The organism is Mycobacterium sp. 663a-19, from assembly GCF_035616495.1.
In the GTDB taxonomy this organism is placed as follows: Bacteria; Actinomycetota; Actinomycetes; order Mycobacteriales; family Mycobacteriaceae; genus Mycobacterium.
Genome location: NZ_JAPJAV010000001.1, coordinates 761319 through 779003 on the forward strand (window position 1 = coordinate 761319; position 17685 = coordinate 779003).

A 17685-nucleotide genomic window follows, 5' to 3' on the forward strand; every position below is an offset into this window, starting at 1 on the left:
TCAGGACATCCCCGGAACGAATTGGACGACCAAGTCGATCAGCTTGATACCGATGAACGGCGCGACGATGCCGCCCAGACCATAGATGTAGAGGTTGCGGCTCAACAGTTTTGACGCGCTGCTCGGCGTGTAGCGCACCCCGCGCAACGACAACGGGATCAGCGCGACGATGATGACGGCGTTGAAGATCACCGCCGACAGGATTGCCGACTGAGGGCTGTGCAACCGCATGATGTTGAGCAGGTCCAGCCCGGGGAACAGCGCGACGAACATCGCCGGGATGATCGCGAAGTACTTGGCGATGTCGTTGGCGATCGAGAAGGTGGTCAGCGCTCCCCGGGTGATCAACAGCTGCTTGCCGATCTCGACGATCTCGATGAGCTTGGTGGGGTCGGAGTCGAGGTCGACCATGTTGCCGGCCTCTTTGGCCGCCGAGGTGCCGGTGTTCATCGCCACGCCCACGTCGGCCTGAGCGAGCGCCGGCGCGTCGTTGGTGCCGTCGCCGGTCATCGCGACCAGCTTGCCGCCTTCCTGCTCGCGTTTGATCAGCGCGAGCTTGTCCTCCGGCGTGGCCTCCGCGAGGAAGTCGTCGACACCGGCCTCGTCGGCAATCGCCTTGGCGGTCAAGGGGTTATCCCCGGTGATCATCACCGTGCGGATGCCCATCTTCCGCATCTCGTCGAAGCGGTCGCGCATGCCCTGCTTGACGACGTCCTTGAGGTGGATGACGCCGAGCACGGCCGCCTCGCCATTGAGGGATTCGCCGACGACCAAGGGGGTGCCGCCGCCGGCCGAGATGCCGTCGACGATCTCGCCGAGCTGCAGGGGAACCTTGCCGCCCTGGGCGCGCACCCATTCCGCGACGGAGCTGGCCGCGCCCTTGCGCAGCTGGTGCCCGTCGAGGTCGACGCCCGACATCCGGGTGGCGGCGGAAAAGGCGACCCAGTGGGCTTGCGAGAGCTCGCCCGGGGTGCGCGCGCGCAGCCCGAAGTGCTGCTTGGCGAACACGACAACCGAACGCCCCTCCGGTGTTTCGTCGGCGAGGCTGGACAACTGTGCGGCGTCGGCGAGTTGCTCGTCGGCGACTCCGTCCAGGGGGACGAAGGCCGCGGCCTGCCGGTTGCCCAGCGTGATGGTGCCCGTCTTGTCGAGCAGCAGGGTGTTGACGTCACCCGCGGCCTCGACCGCGCGTCCGGACATGGCGAGCACGTTGCGTTGCACCAGCCGGTCCATGCCGGCGATGCCGATTGCCGACAGCAGCGCGCCGATCGTCGTCGGGATCAGGCACACCAGCAGCGACACCATCACGATTCCGGTGACGCCATTCACGTTGAGCGCCTGGGTATCCGCGACGCCCGGGTTGTTCATCTTGGAGTAGATCGCCAGCGGCTGCAGGGTGGCGACGGCGAACACGAAGATGACCGTCAGCGCGGCCAACAGGATGTTCAGCGCGATCTCGTTGGGCGTTTTCTGCCGGTTGGCCCCCTCGACGAGCGCGATCATCCGGTCGATGAAGCTTTCTCCCGGCTTTTGGGTGATCCGCACGACGATCCGGTCGCTCAGCACGGTGGTGCCGCCGGTGACCGCCGAGCGGTCGCCGCCGGACTCGCGGATCACCGGCGCCGACTCGCCGGTGATCGCCGATTCATCAACGGAAGCAATGCCTTCCACCACGTCGCCGTCGCCCGGTATCACCTGGCCTGCTTCGACGACGACGACGTCGCCCTGCTGCAGCAGCGCCGCCGCGACTTCCTCCTCGATGGCGGGTGCGCCCGGTTCCCAGTTCTTGAGTCGTCGCGCCACGGTGTGACTCTTGGCCCGACGCAGCGTTTCGGCCTGGGCCTTGCCACGCCCTTCGGCCACCGCTTCGGCGAGGTTCGCAAACAGTACCGTCAGCCAGAGCCAGGCCACGGTCAACCACGCGAACCATGTCGGGCCGATGATCGCCAACACGGTGCTCCACACGGCGCCGATCTCGACGATGAACATCACCGGGTTGCGCCACAGCGTGCGGGGGTTGAGTTTGCGCAGCGCGTCCGGCGTCGACCTCCACAGCATCTTCGGATCGAGCAGGCCGCCCTGAACCCGTTTCGTGCCAGTGGTTGTCGGGGCCTGCGTCTGCTCGGACGAGTCGACGGCAGTCGCGGTCATCAGTGAATTCCTTCGGCGAGAGGCCCAAGCGCGAGCATGGGCAGGAACGTGAGGGCAACGAGGATCACCGTGACGCCGGCGACCATTCCGACGAACTGCGGCCGGTGAGTGGGCAGCGTTCCGGCCGATTCCGGGGTGACGCCCTGTCTGGCGAGCGAGCCCGCCAGCGCGAGCACCAGCACGATTGGCAGGAACCTACCGAAGACCATGGCCAGCCCCAGGGCGGTGTTCCACCAGTTGGTGTTGACGCTGATTCCGGCGAACGCCGAACCGTTGTTGTTCGCCGCGGAGGTGAAGGCGTACAGGACCTCCGACAGCCCGTGCGGGCCGGTGTTCAGCATCCCGGCGCGTTCGCCCGGGAGCGCCATCGCCACCGCGCTGCCGGTCAGCACGATCAGCGGCGTGACCAGGAAATAGCTTGTGGCAAGCTTGATTTCGCGGGGATTGATCTTCTTGCCGAGGTATTCGGGTGTCCGCCCGACCATCAGCCCGGCGACGAAGACGGTGATCACCGCCAGGATCAACATGCCGTAGAGGCCCGAGCCGGTGCCGCCGGGGGCGACCTCGCCGAGCTGCATGTTGAACATGGTGATCATGCCGCCGAGGCTGGTGTAGGAGTCGTGGAACGAGTCGACGGCCCCGGTGGAGGTGAGCGTCGTGGAGTCGGCGAACACCGCGGAGTCGGCGATGCCGAATCGCTGTTCGACTCCCTCCATGGCCGCGCCGACGGAGGTCGGTACCGTGCCGTGGTGCTGCAGCTGGAACCACAGCATGAACGACACGCTGATCGCGTACAGCGTCGCCATGATCGAAGCGATGGCGTAGCCCTGCTTGGTGCTGCCCACCATGCGCCCGAACGTGCGCGGTAGCGAGAAGCTGATCACCAGCAGCAGGAAGATCTCCACCCAGTTGGTCCACGTCGTCGGGTTCTCGAACGGGTGCGCCGAGTTCGCGTTGTAGAACCCGCCGCCGTTGGTGCCGAGCTCCTTGATCACCTCCTGGCTGGCCACCGGGCCGCCGGTGATCGTCTGCTGGGCGCCGCCCAGCGTGGTGACGGCCTGATCGTTCAGATGGAAGTTCTGGATCGCCCCACCCGCAACCAGCACGATCGCGCCAATGATCGCCATGGGCAACAGGATTCGCAGCGTCCCGCGCACCAGGTCGACCCAGAAGTTCCCGAGATCTCCGGTGCGCCGGCGGACGAACCCGCGCACCAGCGCCATCGCCACGGCTATGCCGACGGCGGCCGAGACGAAGTTCTGCACCGCCAGCCCGGCCATCTGCACCAGGTGGCCCTGCGTCGACTCGCCGGAGTACGCCTGCCAGTTGGTGTTGGTGGCGAAGCTGACCGCGGTGTTCCACGCCAGGCCCGGCGTCATCTTGGTGGCCGGATCGTGCAGGTGCAACGGCAACTTGTCCTGCACGAGCTGCAACACGAACAGAACGAGGATGCTGATCGAGGAGAACGCCAACACGCTGCGCGCGTATGCGCCCCACGTCTGCTCCGAGCGGCGATCGACACCGATCAGCCGGTAGATCACCCGCTCGACCTTCAGGTCCTTCTGCGACGTGTACACGCGATACATGTAGTCGCCCAAGGGAACATGCACCACGACAAGTGCCGCGACGAGAACGACGAGGAAGATGATTCCCGCAGCCGTTGCACTCACTAGAACCTCTCCGGGAACAGCAGGGCGCCGGCGAGATACACCGCGAGCAGGATGGAAAGCGCCAAGCCGACGATGTTTTCGTAGTTCACAGCCGCTCGACCAGCTTCTGCGCCAGGCCGAGCGCGGCGAATATCGCCACCGTTAGGACGATGTATACCAACACGCCCATCTTGTCTCCGTTCCGCGCCGATCGCGTGCATACGAAAGGACCTCGTCGAGTCCGCTGCAGCGCGGTCCCCGGAGGCAATGTCAGCTTGAAATTAGGCGGGGTCGGCCGGATGGGCCGTTTGGTTGATACTTTCCTAACGGCGTCGCGGTGCACCTTTACGGTTTCTTTACGCCCACTCGCGGGTCAGCCGCTGTGCGTGGTCGGGCTGTCGATCAGCGGCAGCCGCACCCGAAACACCGTTCGGCCATCGGCGGATTCGGCGGTGACCGTGCCGTGATGCGCCTTGACGATCGAGCTCACGATGGCCAGCCCGAGCCCGATGCCGGAGCCGTCGGACCGCGACGTGTCCGCGCGGACGAAGCGCTCGAACAGCCGGGGCAGCAGGTCCGCGTCGATGCCGGGCCCGTCGTCGGCGACGGTCAGTTCCGCATAGGCCCCTTCGGCGCCTGCGCGGTGGCAGGTGATCGCGGTGGTGACCGTGACTCCCGGCGGAGTGTGCAACCGCGCGTTGCTGAGCAGATTGCTGACCAGCTGGTGCAGCCGGTCAGGATCCCCGCGGACCCAAACCGGCTCCTCGGGCAGGTCTTTGACCCACTGGTGTGTCGGCGCCGCGACCGCCGCGTCGTTCACCGCGTTGATGACCAGGTCGGCCAGGTCGACGTCGTCGTTCTGCAGGTCTTCGCCCTCGCCTAGGCGCGAGAGCAGCAGCAGCTCGTCGACGAGCAACGTCATGCGCCGCGCCTCCGACTCGATGCGGGCCAGCGCGTATTCGGTGGTCGGTGGCAGCGCCGAGCTGTCCTGGCGGGTCAGCTCGGCGTAGCCCTGAATCGCCGCCAGCGGGGTTCGCAGCTCGTGGCTGGCGTCGGTGATGAATTGCCGCATGCGCAAATCGGATTCGGCGCGAAGCGCCAGCGCACTATCCACGTTGTCCAGCAACCGATTCAGCGTGTGCCCGACGATGCCGACCTCGTTGTCCGGGTCGGTGTCCTCCGGCCGAACCCGGACGCTGATCCGGTGGTCGTCGTCGGTGAGCGGCATCGCGGCGACTTCGGCGGCGGTCGCCGCGACCCGGCGCAGCGGGCGCAGGGTGTAGCCGACCACCCACATGGTGAGCCCCGCGGTGACGATCAGGGCGGCGGTGATAAGCGCTGTGGTGGTGATGTTCTTGCGCGCGATGATCCGGTTGGCGAGGTTCAGTGGCACCCCGACGACCAGGATGTCGGGTCCGTCGATGAGGCAGTCGACCCGGTAGGAGCCAAGGCTGCCGAGGGTTTCGCTATGTGGCGGACCGTCATACCACCTTTGCCCCTCGATGGCGCGGACGACGTCGGCCGGCGCGGGTCGCGGTTCGTCTTCGGAGAAGACCGCCGAGCCGATCACGACGCCGTCGTGCAACACGGCGATGAGGTTTCCCGGGGTTTGCCCGGTGAACTCCAGTAACGCCTGCGACACCGGGGGAGTGCCCCTGTGCACCCAAGTGTGGTCGGCGTTGCGGTATCTGGTGTAGGAATTGTCGAACGCGTGCAGGGACTTGGCGACCTCGGCGTCGTTCATCGTGGTGACATAGCCGCGCAGGCTCAGCACCGAGACGACGCCGACCGTCACCAATACCACTGTGACAACGGCTAATACGCCGACGAGCAATTGGCGCCGTAACGACCGGGGGAACCACCGGGGCGTATTGCGCTCCGGCGTCATTCCGGTGGCCGCAGCATGTATCCGACACCGCGCACGGTGTGGATCATCGGCTCCTTGCCGGAGTCGATCTTCTTTCTCAGGTAAGAGATGTACAGGTCGACGATGCTGGTGCGTCCCGCGAAGTCGTAGTTCCAGACCCGGTCCAGGATCTCGGCGCGGCTCAGGGCGCGGCGCGGATTGCGCATGAGGAAGCGAAGCAATTCGAACTCCGTCGACGAAAGCGAGATCGGCGTCCCGTCGCGACTGACTTCGCGGCTGGCGGTGTCGATCCGAAGATCGCCGACCTTGAGGGCCTCGGGGGCGGGCGGGGTCAGCTGGCCGGAGCGGCGCAACAACCCGCGGAGGCGGGCGACCAGCTCCTCGAGGCTGAACGGCTTGGTCATGTAATCGTCTGCGCCCGCGGTGAGCCCGGTGACCCGGTCCATGACGGAATCGCGCGCGGTGAGAAACAGCGTGGGGGTGTAGGCATCGGATTCGCGGATCCGCTGCAGAATTCGCAGCCCGTCCACGTCCGGCAGCATGATGTCGAGGACCAGCACGTCGGGGGTGACTCTGTCGAACTTCGCCATGGCTTCGCGCCCGTTGTGGGCGATTTCGACGACCCAGCCTTCGTAATGCAGCGCCATCTTGACCAGGTTGGTCAGCGCCGGCTCGTCGTCCACCAGCAAAACGCGTATCGGTGACCCGTCGGCGCGGTAAATCCTGGGCAGCTGTCCAAGGATGGCCTGGCGCGGCCGCTGGCTGCCTGCGTATCCGGACGTTGCGGTCATGTCCCCACATTCTGGCAAGACACATATCGAATTGTCACGGAGTTCATAGAAAGCTCAAATCTTGGCGCGGGCCTGGTTTCCGCCAGGAATTCGAGACGAGCGGCTTGGTTATTCAAATATGCAGCACCCGAACGGGTTTCATCGAGTTCGACAATGCCGCGGCCCAGCCGCTACCCCCAAACGACGGGGCCGCACACCACTCGGTGTGCGGCCCCGGTGTCCAAGCGGTGTCAGGCCCAGCTGGAGCCGACGGCGCTGTCGGTGCTGGCCATGTTGCTGCCAGCGGTCTGCACCTTCTGCCCGTGGGTGTTGGCCTGCTCGTAGATCACCTGGAAGTTACGGCCCAACTGGGTGATGAACTCCTGGCAGGCCACCGAACCGGCGCCACCCCAGAAGTCACCGGCAGCAATCACATCGCGAACGATGGCCTGGTGCTCGGCCTCCAGCGAGGCGGCCTGCGCGCGAATCAGCGCCCCGTGGGCGTCGACATCGCCGAACTGGTAATTGATCGTCATTGTTCATGTCCTCCTGGTGGAAAGTGTTAAGCGGCAGGTGTTTTCGCCCGGCTAGTGGCTGAGGATCTGCTGCGAGGCCTGCTCTTGGGTCTCGTAGTTGTTGGCGTCGCGGATCAGCCCGTCGCGGACCCCGTGCAGCATGTTCACGATGTTGTTGAACGCCTGATTCATCTGGCCCATGGTGTCGTAGGAGGTCGCCTGGGCCTGCCCACTCCAGCCGGCGCCGGCGATGTTCTGCGAGGACGCCCACATCTTGCGCGCCTCGTCGGCCACCGTCTGAGCGTGCATCTCAAAGCGGCCCGCCATGGCCCGCATCGCGTGCGGGTCGGTCATAAAACGTGCTGGCATTTTGCCTATCTCCTTGTCTTTCAAGCCTTCACATTGTCGAGGCTTCTGCGGTTGGTATCGGTAGGTGGTGGCCGTATCGCGGATAGATTACGGCGTGGCGGTTGACAGCTGGCCTCAAATGCGTGACATGTACCCCCTTTTTTCCCGCATCAGATTTTTCCCGCATCAGACGACGACCTGTTTGGGCATGACGATCGGTTTGAACCCGTAGCGCGGCCCGGCGCCGTAGGCGCCTGCGCCCTTGGCGGCCGCGGCCATTCCCGGCATGCCGGGCATTGCTGCAACGGGCTCTTCGCCGGGGACGGTCCAACCGGAGCCCTCGAGCGGAGCGGCGGACGACGCCAACGTCCCCGCTTTGGCGACCGTCGACCAGCTGGCCGGCACGGATAGACGGCCGACCGCGGACGCCTCGCCCACGCTCGCGGACGCCGACGCACCGGTCACCGAGCCGACCATGGTGCCCGGTGTTATGGCACCCCCACCGGGAGCTGGTGCAACAGCGTCGGAGAGGGCGAAAGGGATCGACTGCACGGTGCCAAGGGTGTGGCCCAGTGATACGGTCGTCGGGATCGCGTTCATGGTGAACCAGGCCCCGGTGTTGACCGCGCCGTTGATGCCGTTGAAGACGGCCGGAGTGCCGAGGAAGCCGTCGACCGAGCTGACCAGGTTGCTGGATGACAGGGATGAAAGCCCGCTGGTAAGGGCCGACGCCGCCGGCGCTGCCGGCGCGGCCGCAACCGCGGCGGCGTCCGCGGCGGGGTTGACGGTCCCGGTCACCGACACCAGCGGCGGAAGGACCCCGGCGGCCGCCGAAGCGGCCTGGTAGACGCCCATGGCGGCGACGTCTTGGGCCCACATCGCCTCGTACTCGGCCTCCAATGTCGCGACAAGCGGGGCCGTCACGGGGAGCCCCGCGAGTGCTGCCGCATAGTTAGCTCTATTGGTCGCGATCGCCACCGGGGTCGCGACCGCCATGTGCACCACGTCAAAAGCCAGCGCCGACGCCGAGGCCTGCGCGGCCGCCTGCTCGACCGCGGCCTGCGTGGTCAACAGCCAGGAGATGTAGGTCTGGGCCGCGGCCGCCGCCGCTGCCGCCCCCGTACCCTGCCAGCCCGAGGCGGCGGTCAGCGTCGCCATCGTCGATTCCCACCCGGCCGCCGTAATGCCCAGCTCGGCGGCCAGGCTGTTCAATGCCGCCGCGGCGGCATGGAGCGGTCCCGAGCCCGCGCCGGTGTAGATTTCGCCCGAGATGATTTCAGGAGGCATACCTGGCAAGCTCATCTGTACCCCATTCTTTTGATTGGTCGAATTTCGCTTTTTGAGTGGGTGACCGCGTCGGCTCCCGGATCCCCTAGACGGCCGCTGGTTTGGGCATGACGATGGGTTTGACGCCGTAGCGCGGCGCACCGAAGCCGGCGCTGCTGCGCGCGGCCGCGCCCACGCCCGGCATCCCTGGGATGACCGTCCCCGGCCCGCCCTGCGGCGCGGTGGAGGTCCAGCCAACGGTCTGAAGTGGCGCCGTGCCGGTGCCCGAAGTGACCGTGCCCGCCCAGCTGGGCGGCACCGACAACTTGCCGACCATGCTCGCCTGGCCTACCCCCGCGACCATCGGCATCGCCCCGATGCCGGCCATGCCACCGGCCGGGGCCACCGCCGGCGCGGTTGTGCCGGCGAGGTCCGCGCCGGCAGCGGCATCACCCACAGACGTATCCAGCAGACCGCCACCGGCTAGCCCGAGAAGGTCGGACCCGGCGGAGGCCCAGTTACCGCCACCGATGTTGACGAGGTTGGCCGCGTTACCTGACAGGCTGAGCGGGCCACCCGGATTACTACTTTGGACGGGGCCACCGAGAATCGAGCTTATGAAGTCGAGGAAACTGCCCGAGCCAGTGGAAGAGCCAGTGGAACTCAAAGCGGCCTGGCTCGCGTTGGCGGCCTCGGTGAACGTATACGTGTCGCTGGCCGCGGCGAGGTTGGTTTCGAACTGGGTTTGATAATCCTGAGCCTGGGCGAGGATCGCCTGGAGTTGGGTGCCGAACGCCGAGAAGATCATCGCCTGCTGTATCGATACCGAGTCGGCGCCCGCGGGAGCGATGACGGTGGTCGGTGCCGCAACACCCGCGGACACCGTCGCCAGGTTGCTGCCCAGCGTTGCCAGCGTCTGGGCTGCGGCGGTCAATGTTGCAGGGAGAACGATCAATGGCATTTATTGCTCCTACTGTGTTCGCAACACGCCGACCCAGTCCGCTGGGCCGACCCTGTCCGTTGGCATATGGATCCCTGTGTATTCGCGTAAGGCTAGACACCCCGATCTCCACATTCCCGATCGAAAGGGTTAAGGTGACAGCCGTTTACGGCTTCTTAACGCGAACGTCGGCGGTTTTAACAAGCTCCTGCCGGATGACATAGCGGCGTCATCTGATTAGGGCCGGCAAACCAGCGGTCGCGTGCGGGCGCGCGGATCGTACGCGAAGCCCCCTGGTTGCGCATCTGGCGAATTCGGCAGAGATTCGAGTGCGACGCGGTGTCACGGATCTGGCGCCCGCGCGCTAAATTCGCCGCCGGGCCCCCATAGCCCAATTGGCAGAGGCAGCGGACTTAAAATCCGCCCAGTGTCGGTTCGAGTCCGACTGGGGGCACCGGTAAAGTACTGGTCAAACCCCGGTGTAGGTAGCTCGCTTTGCCGCCAGGTCCAGGAAGCTTGGGTAGGCGCCGGCCTGTTCCGAAGGCGGAACCGGTTTTTGGAAGGGTCTGCATGGCGACGTCATCTATGCCGAGTGGGACACAGCGGCGGGTCAAGGGCCAAGTCGCTTAGGCCAAACCGCCGGCTCACGCGGACAGCGCGCCGCGCAGTTCCAGACGCGAGCCCACGCTGTTGGGGATATAGGCCTCGGGCATCGCTTGGGCGAGCGCGTGGGCAGCGCGCCATCCGGTGCAGTGGGCCGGGATGACGACCTCGGCCCCGATCCCGACCAGCGCGTCGACGGTGGGTTTGATGATCGGTTCGAACGCCGGGCCGCTGAGGTGAAAGCCCCCGACGACGGCGGCGACAGTGTCGATGCCGGTGAGCCGACGCGCATAGCGGACGATGTTGACGATGCCGGCGTGCCCGCAGCCGGTCAGCACGACCAAGCCGTGGTCGGCGACGTTGACGATGAGCGCTTGGTCGTCGAGGATGAGCGGATCCGGTGCCCAGGTCCCGTCGGTGAGTGCCTCGTGGAACGGCATGCCGTGTTCGAATTCGCTGGTGCGGTCCACTTCGCCGGTGATCAGTACCGAATCGTCGAACAGCAGCGACGGCTGGCGGCGTTCGACGATGTCCAGGCCGGCCTGCTGCAGCGCGGTGCGGGACGGTGAGGGAAGTTCGAGTTCGAACAGCCCCGGTATGGCGAAGCGGCGCTTGGTGAACGCGCCCGGGTGCACCACCAGCGGCAAGTGGGAAGGGCCGACCGTGCGGACGAATCCGTCGAGGCCGGTCACGTGGTCGGAGTGCCCATGGCTGAGCACGACCAGCTCAACGTCGAACGGTGACAACCCAAGTCGGCGCATGTTCTTGGACAGCCCGTCGGGGGTCATGCCCGCGTCGAACAGCAGGTGGTGGTCGCGGCCGTTGCGGGTGACGGTGACCAGCATCGAGAACCCATGCTCGGCCAAGGGAATGTCGTAGGCCTCGCCAGTGTCAAGCACGCTCGCAGCCAGGCGCGGTGCGGTGGCGGCGGACAGCAGGCCCTGTCGATGGACCGGGCCCTGATCGGTTAGCAGCAGGTCGGTGCTGTTGCCCACCAAGGTGGTGAGCACGACGGCGTCGACCGGGGTGAGCGTGATCGGATCGGCCGGTGCGCTGGCGGGTTCGGGGTGGATCCGCGGGGCGCCTGCGGTGCCGGGATGGTGGTGGTGAGGTTCGGTGCACATCGCTGGCCTTCCTTCTGGGATGCCCAGCACGGTAGCGGTATGCCGCCCGCAGCGGTGAGAGCCGTTTGGCCCAAGTGTTACGGAGTGTGGCGCCGCTGCGCTCGTAGCATGACGTGGTGGCCGGGCCGTGGAGTCTGGACATATTGGCCGCCGTTTCCGGTGAGCCCACGGATCCCCTTCGCCGCCGTTGCTCTACCCCGAAGACGTGGCAGCCACTGCGGGCATTGCGGTTCATAGGGCCATTAGCCCCTACCCCGCTGGGGTATAAACGTGGCATCCTTCAGGTCATGGCAGAAACACCTGAATCCAAGATTGAAGCACCCACCGTGACCGGGCCTAGTCGTCTGGGTCAAGTCGCGGCATGGGTAGTCATCATCGCCGGCATCGTGTTCGTCGCCGGGGCGATCTTCCTCGCCGGGTTGTTATCGGGCTGGTCTTCAGGCGACCACTATGGCTGGCACAGGGGTTACGACGGCGGCCGCGGTGGTACGTGCCCGATGATGGGATCCGGCGGAATGATGGGCCCCGGCGGCATGATGGGTCCGGGCGGAATGATGGGTCCCCAACAGACGCCTACGACGTCGGTACCGGCCACGCCACACCCCTAGCGCCAAGCACATGAAGCGGGCGGCCTCGCCCAAAGCGTCACCACAGCGCACGATCGAGTACGCGAACGGTGTTGGGCCAGCGGTGCGTTCGGCCTCTTCGACGCCGTCCAGCGATATGCGGGCGTCTGCGGATCATCGCGGCACGTGCCGCGAATGGCGCTACGGCTTGCGCCAACCTTCTGACGTGACGCAGGTCGAGGGACACAGCCGTCGTAACGAACGGCGCGGCCCGGCTCAACAGTTGAGATGAGGCACGCAACCGGACGGGGGCCCCGGGGGACCTTCGTGGCTGTCCGTAGGTGGGGAGTTTGTTGGCACGCTGGAAGACGACGGCGTGGTGGTGGTGGTGGTGGTGGTGGTTGTGCTGCCTGTCGACTTAGCGCCGACGCCGCACCCCACCGCCGAGAAAAGTACGGCGGCGCCACCGAACATGGCGATGGCCGTCCTCGCTCGAGATTTCATGGATCTCTCCTTTGTCCAGGGTCTGGGCGTCATCATTACACTATGGTACCCCTACGGGGTAGGGCCTTATGACACCAGGTGTGACGGCGCCGACGCGCATGATGGCGTGCATCAGACGTTGGGAACGCCGCCGATAGGATGCTCTACTAAGCCAATTGGAGGTTGGTGTGACCGATTGGTCCGGTGAGCGCTTCGAGGGCGTTAACCCAAGCGATAGGTCCGATCCGGACGGGCACGCTGATGCGGGGCCGTGTCAGGCGGGCTCGACTGATCGCATCGACGGCATCGGCGGCCAGTGGGCGCCGGAAGCGCCACCGCTTTCTGGGGGGTTGCTTTCCCTGCCGCCTCTGTCGGGCAGCCCGCAACAAGCGGCACCGGGCGTGCCGGCTGGGCCCAAGGCTCGCAAGAGTCGAAAACGATTGGTTGTCGCGTTCGTAGCTGCGGGCGCATTGCTGGTGGCGCTGGTGGTCGTTGTGGTTGCCACCGTGGCCGAGCGCGACAGGGGGCAGGCTGGCGGGTCGGCCGGTGACGCGGTCAAAAGCTACCTGGAAGCCCTCGCCCGCGGAGACGCGACGACGGCTCTGTCTTATGGCGTCGATCAGCCGGCAACCGATGAGTTCCTGACCGGTGAGATCCTCAAAAGGCAAGTCGCGCAATGGCCAATCCGCAATATCCGGATTCTGCACGACAATTCGTCAGCACCGGGCGCGGCGCAGAGCATGGCTCATGTGCATGTGGTCGCCACCTTTGGTGACCAAACCTCGGATGCGATTTTGGATTTGTGGATGGACCACAACCGCTGGAAGCTAGCTTCGGCGGCGATCAAGTTCACACCGGGTCTGGGTGCGTCGATGGACAATGCCGCCGCGAAAACGGTGACGCTATTTGGCATGCCGATCGGCGACTCCACAGTTTATGTGTTTCCGGGGTGGGTCGACATCGGCAGCACCAACCCCTACGTGACGGTGACGGTCGAACCGCTTGTGCTCGACCAACTCACGATGGCGGCTCCGTTCTGGGTACATCCCAATTTCGCGCTTGCGGAAAGGGGACGCGACGCGGTTAGGGCTGAGCTGGCCGGGGCGATGCTCAAGTGCCAACAGTCCAATCTGCTCGCACCTCCTGGTTGTCCGGTGCGTCTGGATCACCACGGCCTAGTCGAGGGCACGGTCGGGTGGGGGACCGCCGACCTAAGCGCGGTCAAACTCGAGAAATTTGACTCGTACCGCATGACGCAGACGTTCTCCGGCCAGATTCGTGTGCCAGTTACCGTGGAAACCTCCGGCGGAGCGACCAAGCGGAAAGACGTCACCGAATTCTTATCGGGGATCGCCGAGCTGGCCAAGATCCCGCCCGAGCTCACATTCCAGTAGACCTAACCGGTCAACGGCTGCACGAGTTTCGAACAAGCACCCGGACCCGCCGAGACATCGACGTCGTCGGGCCTAGCAGTTGATATGGGGGATGCAACCGCCGGGAGCACTGGGGGCATTACCGTCTGTTGAGGGTGCGGGAGCTCCGGCTGTGGTGGGAGGTGCGGGCGCTGGCGCCACGCTGGACGTGGGGGTCGCAACGGGTGCGGGCGTAGTTGCGTCGCTAAGCAATACACCACCTACTCCCGCCGCTAACGCAACCATGGCTGCGCCACCGATCAGCGCGATCCTGGTCTTGGCTTGAGATGGCATCAAACTCTCGATTCGTTGTTGGTTGTCTTGAGATCTCCATTATGACGTGAGGTACCCCCGGGGGGTAGGGCCTTTAGGCCCATATTCAATGGGTGAACCCGCCCCTAATTGTGGGGGGTCACAGGAGGCCTCCGGCTAGCTCCGGCGGGCGACGATCACGGGTACGCGGGCTGCGTGCACCACGGCAGTACTGACCGATCCGAGCAGCAGTCCGGTGAACCCTCCGCGGCCTCGGCTACCGACCACGACGAGCTGAGCGGATTGACTGCTGTCGAGAAGGTGGCGGGCCGGCTGGTCCCAAACGACCAGACGATGAACGGTAACGTCGGGGTAGCGTTCCTGCCAGCCTGCTAGGCGCTCGGCGAGTGCTTCGTTCGCCGCGGCTTTCACGGCCTGTTCCGACCATCGTTCCATGCGCGGAACGTGCGAGAGGTCAGCGTCATTGAAGGCGTGTAGGGCCAGTAATGCACCGCCGCGCCAGGAGGCTTCGTCGAATGCGATCGCTATGGCTGACTCGGAGGCCGGCGAGCCGTCAACGCCGACGAGGACCGGTGTATGTGTGGGTTGTTGGCGGGATGTGAGGTTGTCATGGATGACCGCGACAGGGCAGTGCGCGTGATGGACCAACGCGGTGCTGACCGATCCCAGCAAGGTGCGGCGCCAAGCGTTCTGGCCCCGGCTTCCCACAACGACCATCGTCGCGGATTTGGATCGCTCGACAAGTGCCGCCGACGGTGTGGAGCCAAGCACGTCGGTGTTGATCTGGGGGCTGCGGCCTTCTGTTGCGTTGTCCTGTGCGGCTTTGGTGGCGCGGCGAAGCAGGTGCCGGGCGTGTTGTTCGAGCTGTTCGGAGGAGGCAGCAGAAAGCGGAGCCGGGTTGGTCTGCAGGATTGATGGGACGACTGCTGGCCGCGCAAGCACATGGACGAGGGTAAGGGGGATGTTGCGCATTGTCGCCTCCCTGACGGCCCACCGGACAGCAGCCGTCGACGATGGCGATCCGTCAACGCCTACCACGATTCCCAAATACGGCCTAGCATCAGGCATTTCATCACAAAGGGCTATGGGTTTCGTCGGTGTCACCGTCGTGATGACCAGTGCTGTGGCCCTGGCCTCCGCTCATCATGAACATCATCATGACCGGACAGGCGAGTACGACTACGGCCAGAAGAACTGTCAAGGCGGGGGCGCCAAGAGCGAACGCGGCGACGGCAATAGCGATCAATGCCGCTGCGTACCACATCATGTGCTGACGTTTCATTAGAGAGAGTCCATGATTCAAGGTAATTGATGTCAACATCCCGTCTGCTGAGCCGCGCAGACTGTACAAAATTGTGGCCGGCGACGAAAGCCACTGGCGCGTCCGTATGCGATTAGCGCCTAGCAGTTCGCATGCGGAATGCAACCGGTGTCACCACCGCCGGGGGCGTTGAAGTCCCTGGTGGTCGAAGTAGGTCCGGGTGCTCCGGGAGCCGCTGGGGGTGGGGGTGTTGGCGCCACGCTGGACGTGGGTGTCGCAATAGTTCTCGGTGGAGTCGTGTCGCTGAGCAACACGCCACCGTCGACTCCGGCCGCTAAAGCAACCATGACTGCACCACCGACCAGGGCGACCTTGGTCTTGGCTTGAGATGGCATCGAACTCTCCATTCGTTAATTGCGCAATGTTGCGACTACATCGTCGCTGGAAGATACCCCCATGGGGTAGGGACCTTCGGCCCTTATGCAGGGGTAAACCGGCCCATAATCGCCCCGGCGCTCGAAGAGATGACCGCGATAATTGCCCGCCCCCCGGCAAAAAGCGGGGTAGGGAAGAAGTCGTCGCTTGGCAAGTCAGGTTCGCATGAACCCGATCGTGATGTAGTCCAGGTCCGCTATACCGGTTGCGCCGAAGTTGGCCAGGGTGTCGCGGACCGCGACAAGGCCGGCGGATTGGGACAGCGGCAAGCTGAATCCTTCGGCCCAGATGAGCTTGTCGACCTCGTTGGCCAAGGCGCGCGCCTTGCCGGGATCGAGTTCTTCGAGCGTTCGCTCGATCGCAGCGTCGAGCTGGCGACTGCCGATCCTGCCGAAGTTGCTCTGCCCGTCGGATGCGTAAATCGTTGTGAGCGTTGACAGCGGGAAGGCGTCGCCGACCCAGCCGAATTCGGCTATGTCGAAACTCCCGACGTTGACGTAGTTGGTGAAGAAGTCGGCACCAGCTTTGATGTGGAGTTCGAGTTTAACGCCGATCTGGGCGAGGCTGTGTTGCGTGATCACAGCGGCTTGCCGGCTGCTCTCTTCGTCGTAGAACAAATGGCTGACGACGAGTCGGCGACCGTCCTTTTCCCGGAACTGGCCGTTAAGTTTCCACCCCAGCGCATCGAGCTCTCGTCTCGCCTCGGCGGGATTGTAGGGCACGATGGAGCTGTCGTCCTGGTAGCCCTCCTGCCCGGCGACATAGATGTGGTTATTCAACGGGACCGGGTGATTCGTCAGGCCATGCTCGGTCACCATCGCGATGGTCTGTCGATCGATCCCCTTGGCGACGGCCAAGCGCAGCGCCTGGTCCGCCAGGATCGACCCGGGAGCACCGTTGAAGGTGAAGTGATACCAGTTCGGCGCAGGGGCGCGCCGAATCGAGATCCCCTTGGCGCGCCGCGCGATAGTCAATTCGTCCAAAGTGCCCACGATGGTCGCGTCGATCGCGTTGTTTTGCAACGCGTGCACCCGTGCGGCCTGATCGAGCACCAGATATGTGATGCCGTCGAGGAGCGGGGGCCTGCCCCACCATTTTGGGTTGCGGGTCAAGACAATCCGATGCTTGGCCCGGTCGAGTCCGGAGACGATGAACGGGCCGGCCGACGGGCCGGGCCGCTCGAGTTGGCCCGCGTTGAATGCCTCGGGCGTGGCGGTCATGCTGGCGGGCAGCAGCATGGCGTTGCCCGCGAACATGCCCCGCCACTCGGCGTACGGCTTGGCGAACGTCACGATCGCCTGGCGCTCGTCGACACCGCGAGTCACCGACGCGACGCGGTCGGCGCCGTTGGGTCCGGCGATAGCGTAGGTCTTGTCGACGCCACTGAGGGCGTGGATTTGGCTGGCGATGTCGCGCCAGGTGATCGGAGTGTCGTCGGACCACACCGCTTTGGGGTTGATGGTATAGGTGACGACTTGCGGCGCAGTACCTGTGAGTTCGATGCTACTGAAGTAATCAGTGTTGATCGTTGTCGAGCCGTCCGGGCCGATGATGAACGCTCGGGGCATGGTTGGTTTCATCACCGCGGCGGCCTCGGGATCGCTGCCGTCGACATTCAAGGTATTGAAGTTGGACGGAAACTCGACGAGCGGTAGCCGCAATTCGCCGCCGTTTTGCAGCGTCGCGGGATCTTGAGGGTTGATATCACAGGTGCTGCCGACCTCAGAGTTGCCGCCGGCCGAAGGCAGAGACTCGGCGCCCGTCGAACATCCGGCGAAAACTAGTGTGACGGTGAGCAGCGCGACCGTGATTCCGACTAGGCGCCCGCAGTTCCGGATTGAACGGATCACCGGTCCGCCTGCATCAGCGCCGGGCCCGCCAACGGTCGGATCCCGTCGCGGTACCGCGGCCAACCGCCGCGGTACGTAGTCGTGTCGCGGATGGGTTCCTTGATCGCTGAAGGTCGGGCGAAACAAACCGATACGAAAGCTTGAACCGGTCTCGAAAAACACGCAAGGGCGG

Annotated in this window: 16 protein-coding genes and 1 tRNA gene; 3 read left to right on the forward strand and 14 right to left on the reverse strand. The window is 65.1% G+C overall.

Annotation, left to right across the window (positions count from 1 at the left end):
• The 10 genes from kdpB to OQ968_RS03780 form a co-directional block, all read right to left on the reverse strand.
• On the reverse strand, positions 1-2151 hold the full coding sequence (gene kdpB / locus OQ968_RS03735; RefSeq protein WP_324674741.1) for a potassium-transporting ATPase subunit KdpB: 2151 nt from the start codon (positions 2149-2151) through the stop codon (positions 1-3).
• On the reverse strand, positions 2151-3821 hold the full coding sequence (gene kdpA, locus OQ968_RS03740) for a potassium-transporting ATPase subunit KdpA (protein WP_324674743.1): 1671 nt from the start codon (positions 3819-3821) through the stop codon (positions 2151-2153). The genes kdpB and kdpA overlap by 1 nt, the downstream gene beginning before the upstream one ends.
• A complete protein-coding gene (gene kdpF, locus OQ968_RS03745; RefSeq protein WP_324674745.1) occupies positions 3821-3910 on the reverse strand; it encodes a K(+)-transporting ATPase subunit F in 90 nt (29 codons plus the stop codon). Before kdpF ends, kdpA begins: the two co-directional genes overlap by 1 nt.
• Positions 3907-3990: a potassium ABC transporter ATPase gene (locus OQ968_RS03750; RefSeq protein ID WP_324675080.1), complete on the reverse strand. Its 84-nt coding sequence runs from the start codon at positions 3988-3990 to the stop codon at positions 3907-3909. The genes kdpF and OQ968_RS03750 overlap by 4 nt, the downstream gene beginning before the upstream one ends.
• 183 nt (positions 3991-4173) lie before the next feature.
• On the reverse strand, positions 4174-5688 hold the full coding sequence (locus OQ968_RS03755; protein WP_324674747.1) for a HAMP domain-containing sensor histidine kinase: 1515 nt from the start codon (positions 5686-5688) through the stop codon (positions 4174-4176).
• Positions 5685-6458: a response regulator transcription factor gene (locus tag OQ968_RS03760; protein WP_324674749.1), complete on the reverse strand. Its 774-nt coding sequence runs from the start codon at positions 6456-6458 to the stop codon at positions 5685-5687. The genes OQ968_RS03755 and OQ968_RS03760 overlap by 4 nt, the downstream gene beginning before the upstream one ends.
• A gap of 230 nt (positions 6459-6688) precedes the next feature.
• Positions 6689-6973, reverse strand: coding sequence for a WXG100 family type VII secretion target (locus OQ968_RS03765; RefSeq protein ID WP_324674751.1), 285 nt, complete (start codon positions 6971-6973; stop codon positions 6689-6691).
• Between the two features lie 51 nt (positions 6974-7024).
• Entirely contained in the window at positions 7025-7321 is a 297-nt protein-coding gene (locus OQ968_RS03770; RefSeq protein ID WP_324674753.1) for a WXG100 family type VII secretion target, read from the reverse strand.
• A gap of 165 nt (positions 7322-7486) precedes the next feature.
• Positions 7487-8587 carry a PPE family protein gene (locus tag OQ968_RS03775; protein WP_324674755.1) on the reverse strand — a complete coding sequence of 367 codons (1101 nt, stop codon included), beginning with the start codon at positions 8585-8587 and terminating at the stop codon, positions 7487-7489.
• Positions 8588-8672: 85 nt separating this feature from the next.
• Positions 8673-9527: a PPE family protein, SVP subgroup gene (locus OQ968_RS03780; RefSeq protein ID WP_324674757.1), complete on the reverse strand. Its 855-nt coding sequence runs from the start codon at positions 9525-9527 to the stop codon at positions 8673-8675.
• A gap of 359 nt (positions 9528-9886) precedes the next feature.
• Between OQ968_RS03780 and OQ968_RS03785 the strand changes: the two genes are divergently transcribed.
• A tRNA-Leu gene (locus tag OQ968_RS03785) sits at positions 9887-9960 on the forward strand.
• A gap of 190 nt (positions 9961-10150) precedes the next feature.
• On the opposite strand, the gene OQ968_RS03790 is transcribed toward OQ968_RS03785, so the two are convergent.
• Positions 10151-11233 (reverse strand): MBL fold metallo-hydrolase, encoded by a 1083-nt coding sequence (locus tag OQ968_RS03790; RefSeq protein WP_324674759.1) that lies wholly within the window; start codon positions 11231-11233, stop codon positions 10151-10153.
• 287 nt (positions 11234-11520) lie between these two features.
• Between OQ968_RS03790 and OQ968_RS03795 the strand changes: the two genes are divergently transcribed.
• Positions 11521-11841 carry a hypothetical protein gene (locus OQ968_RS03795; protein ID WP_324674761.1) on the forward strand — a complete coding sequence of 107 codons (321 nt, stop codon included), beginning with the start codon at positions 11521-11523 and terminating at the stop codon, positions 11839-11841.
• Positions 11842-12470: 629 nt separating this feature from the next.
• Positions 12471-13676: a hypothetical protein gene (locus OQ968_RS03800; protein ID WP_324674763.1), complete on the forward strand. Its 1206-nt coding sequence runs from the start codon at positions 12471-12473 to the stop codon at positions 13674-13676.
• 447 nt (positions 13677-14123) lie between these two features.
• On the opposite strand, the gene OQ968_RS03805 is transcribed toward OQ968_RS03800, so the two are convergent.
• The 3 genes from OQ968_RS03805 to OQ968_RS03815 form a co-directional block, all read right to left on the reverse strand.
• Positions 14124-15035 carry a universal stress protein gene (locus OQ968_RS03805; RefSeq protein ID WP_324675081.1) on the reverse strand — a complete coding sequence of 304 codons (912 nt, stop codon included), beginning with the start codon at positions 15033-15035 and terminating at the stop codon, positions 14124-14126.
• Positions 15036-15039: 4 nt separating this feature from the next.
• Complete coding sequence (locus tag OQ968_RS03810; RefSeq protein ID WP_324674765.1) at positions 15040-15288, reverse strand: DUF2933 domain-containing protein; 249 nt, start codon at positions 15286-15288, stop codon at positions 15040-15042.
• A gap of 530 nt (positions 15289-15818) precedes the next feature.
• Positions 15819-17501: an ABC transporter family substrate-binding protein gene (locus tag OQ968_RS03815; RefSeq protein WP_420715824.1), complete on the reverse strand. Its 1683-nt coding sequence runs from the start codon at positions 17499-17501 to the stop codon at positions 15819-15821.
• Positions 17502-17685 lie beyond the last annotated feature (184 nt).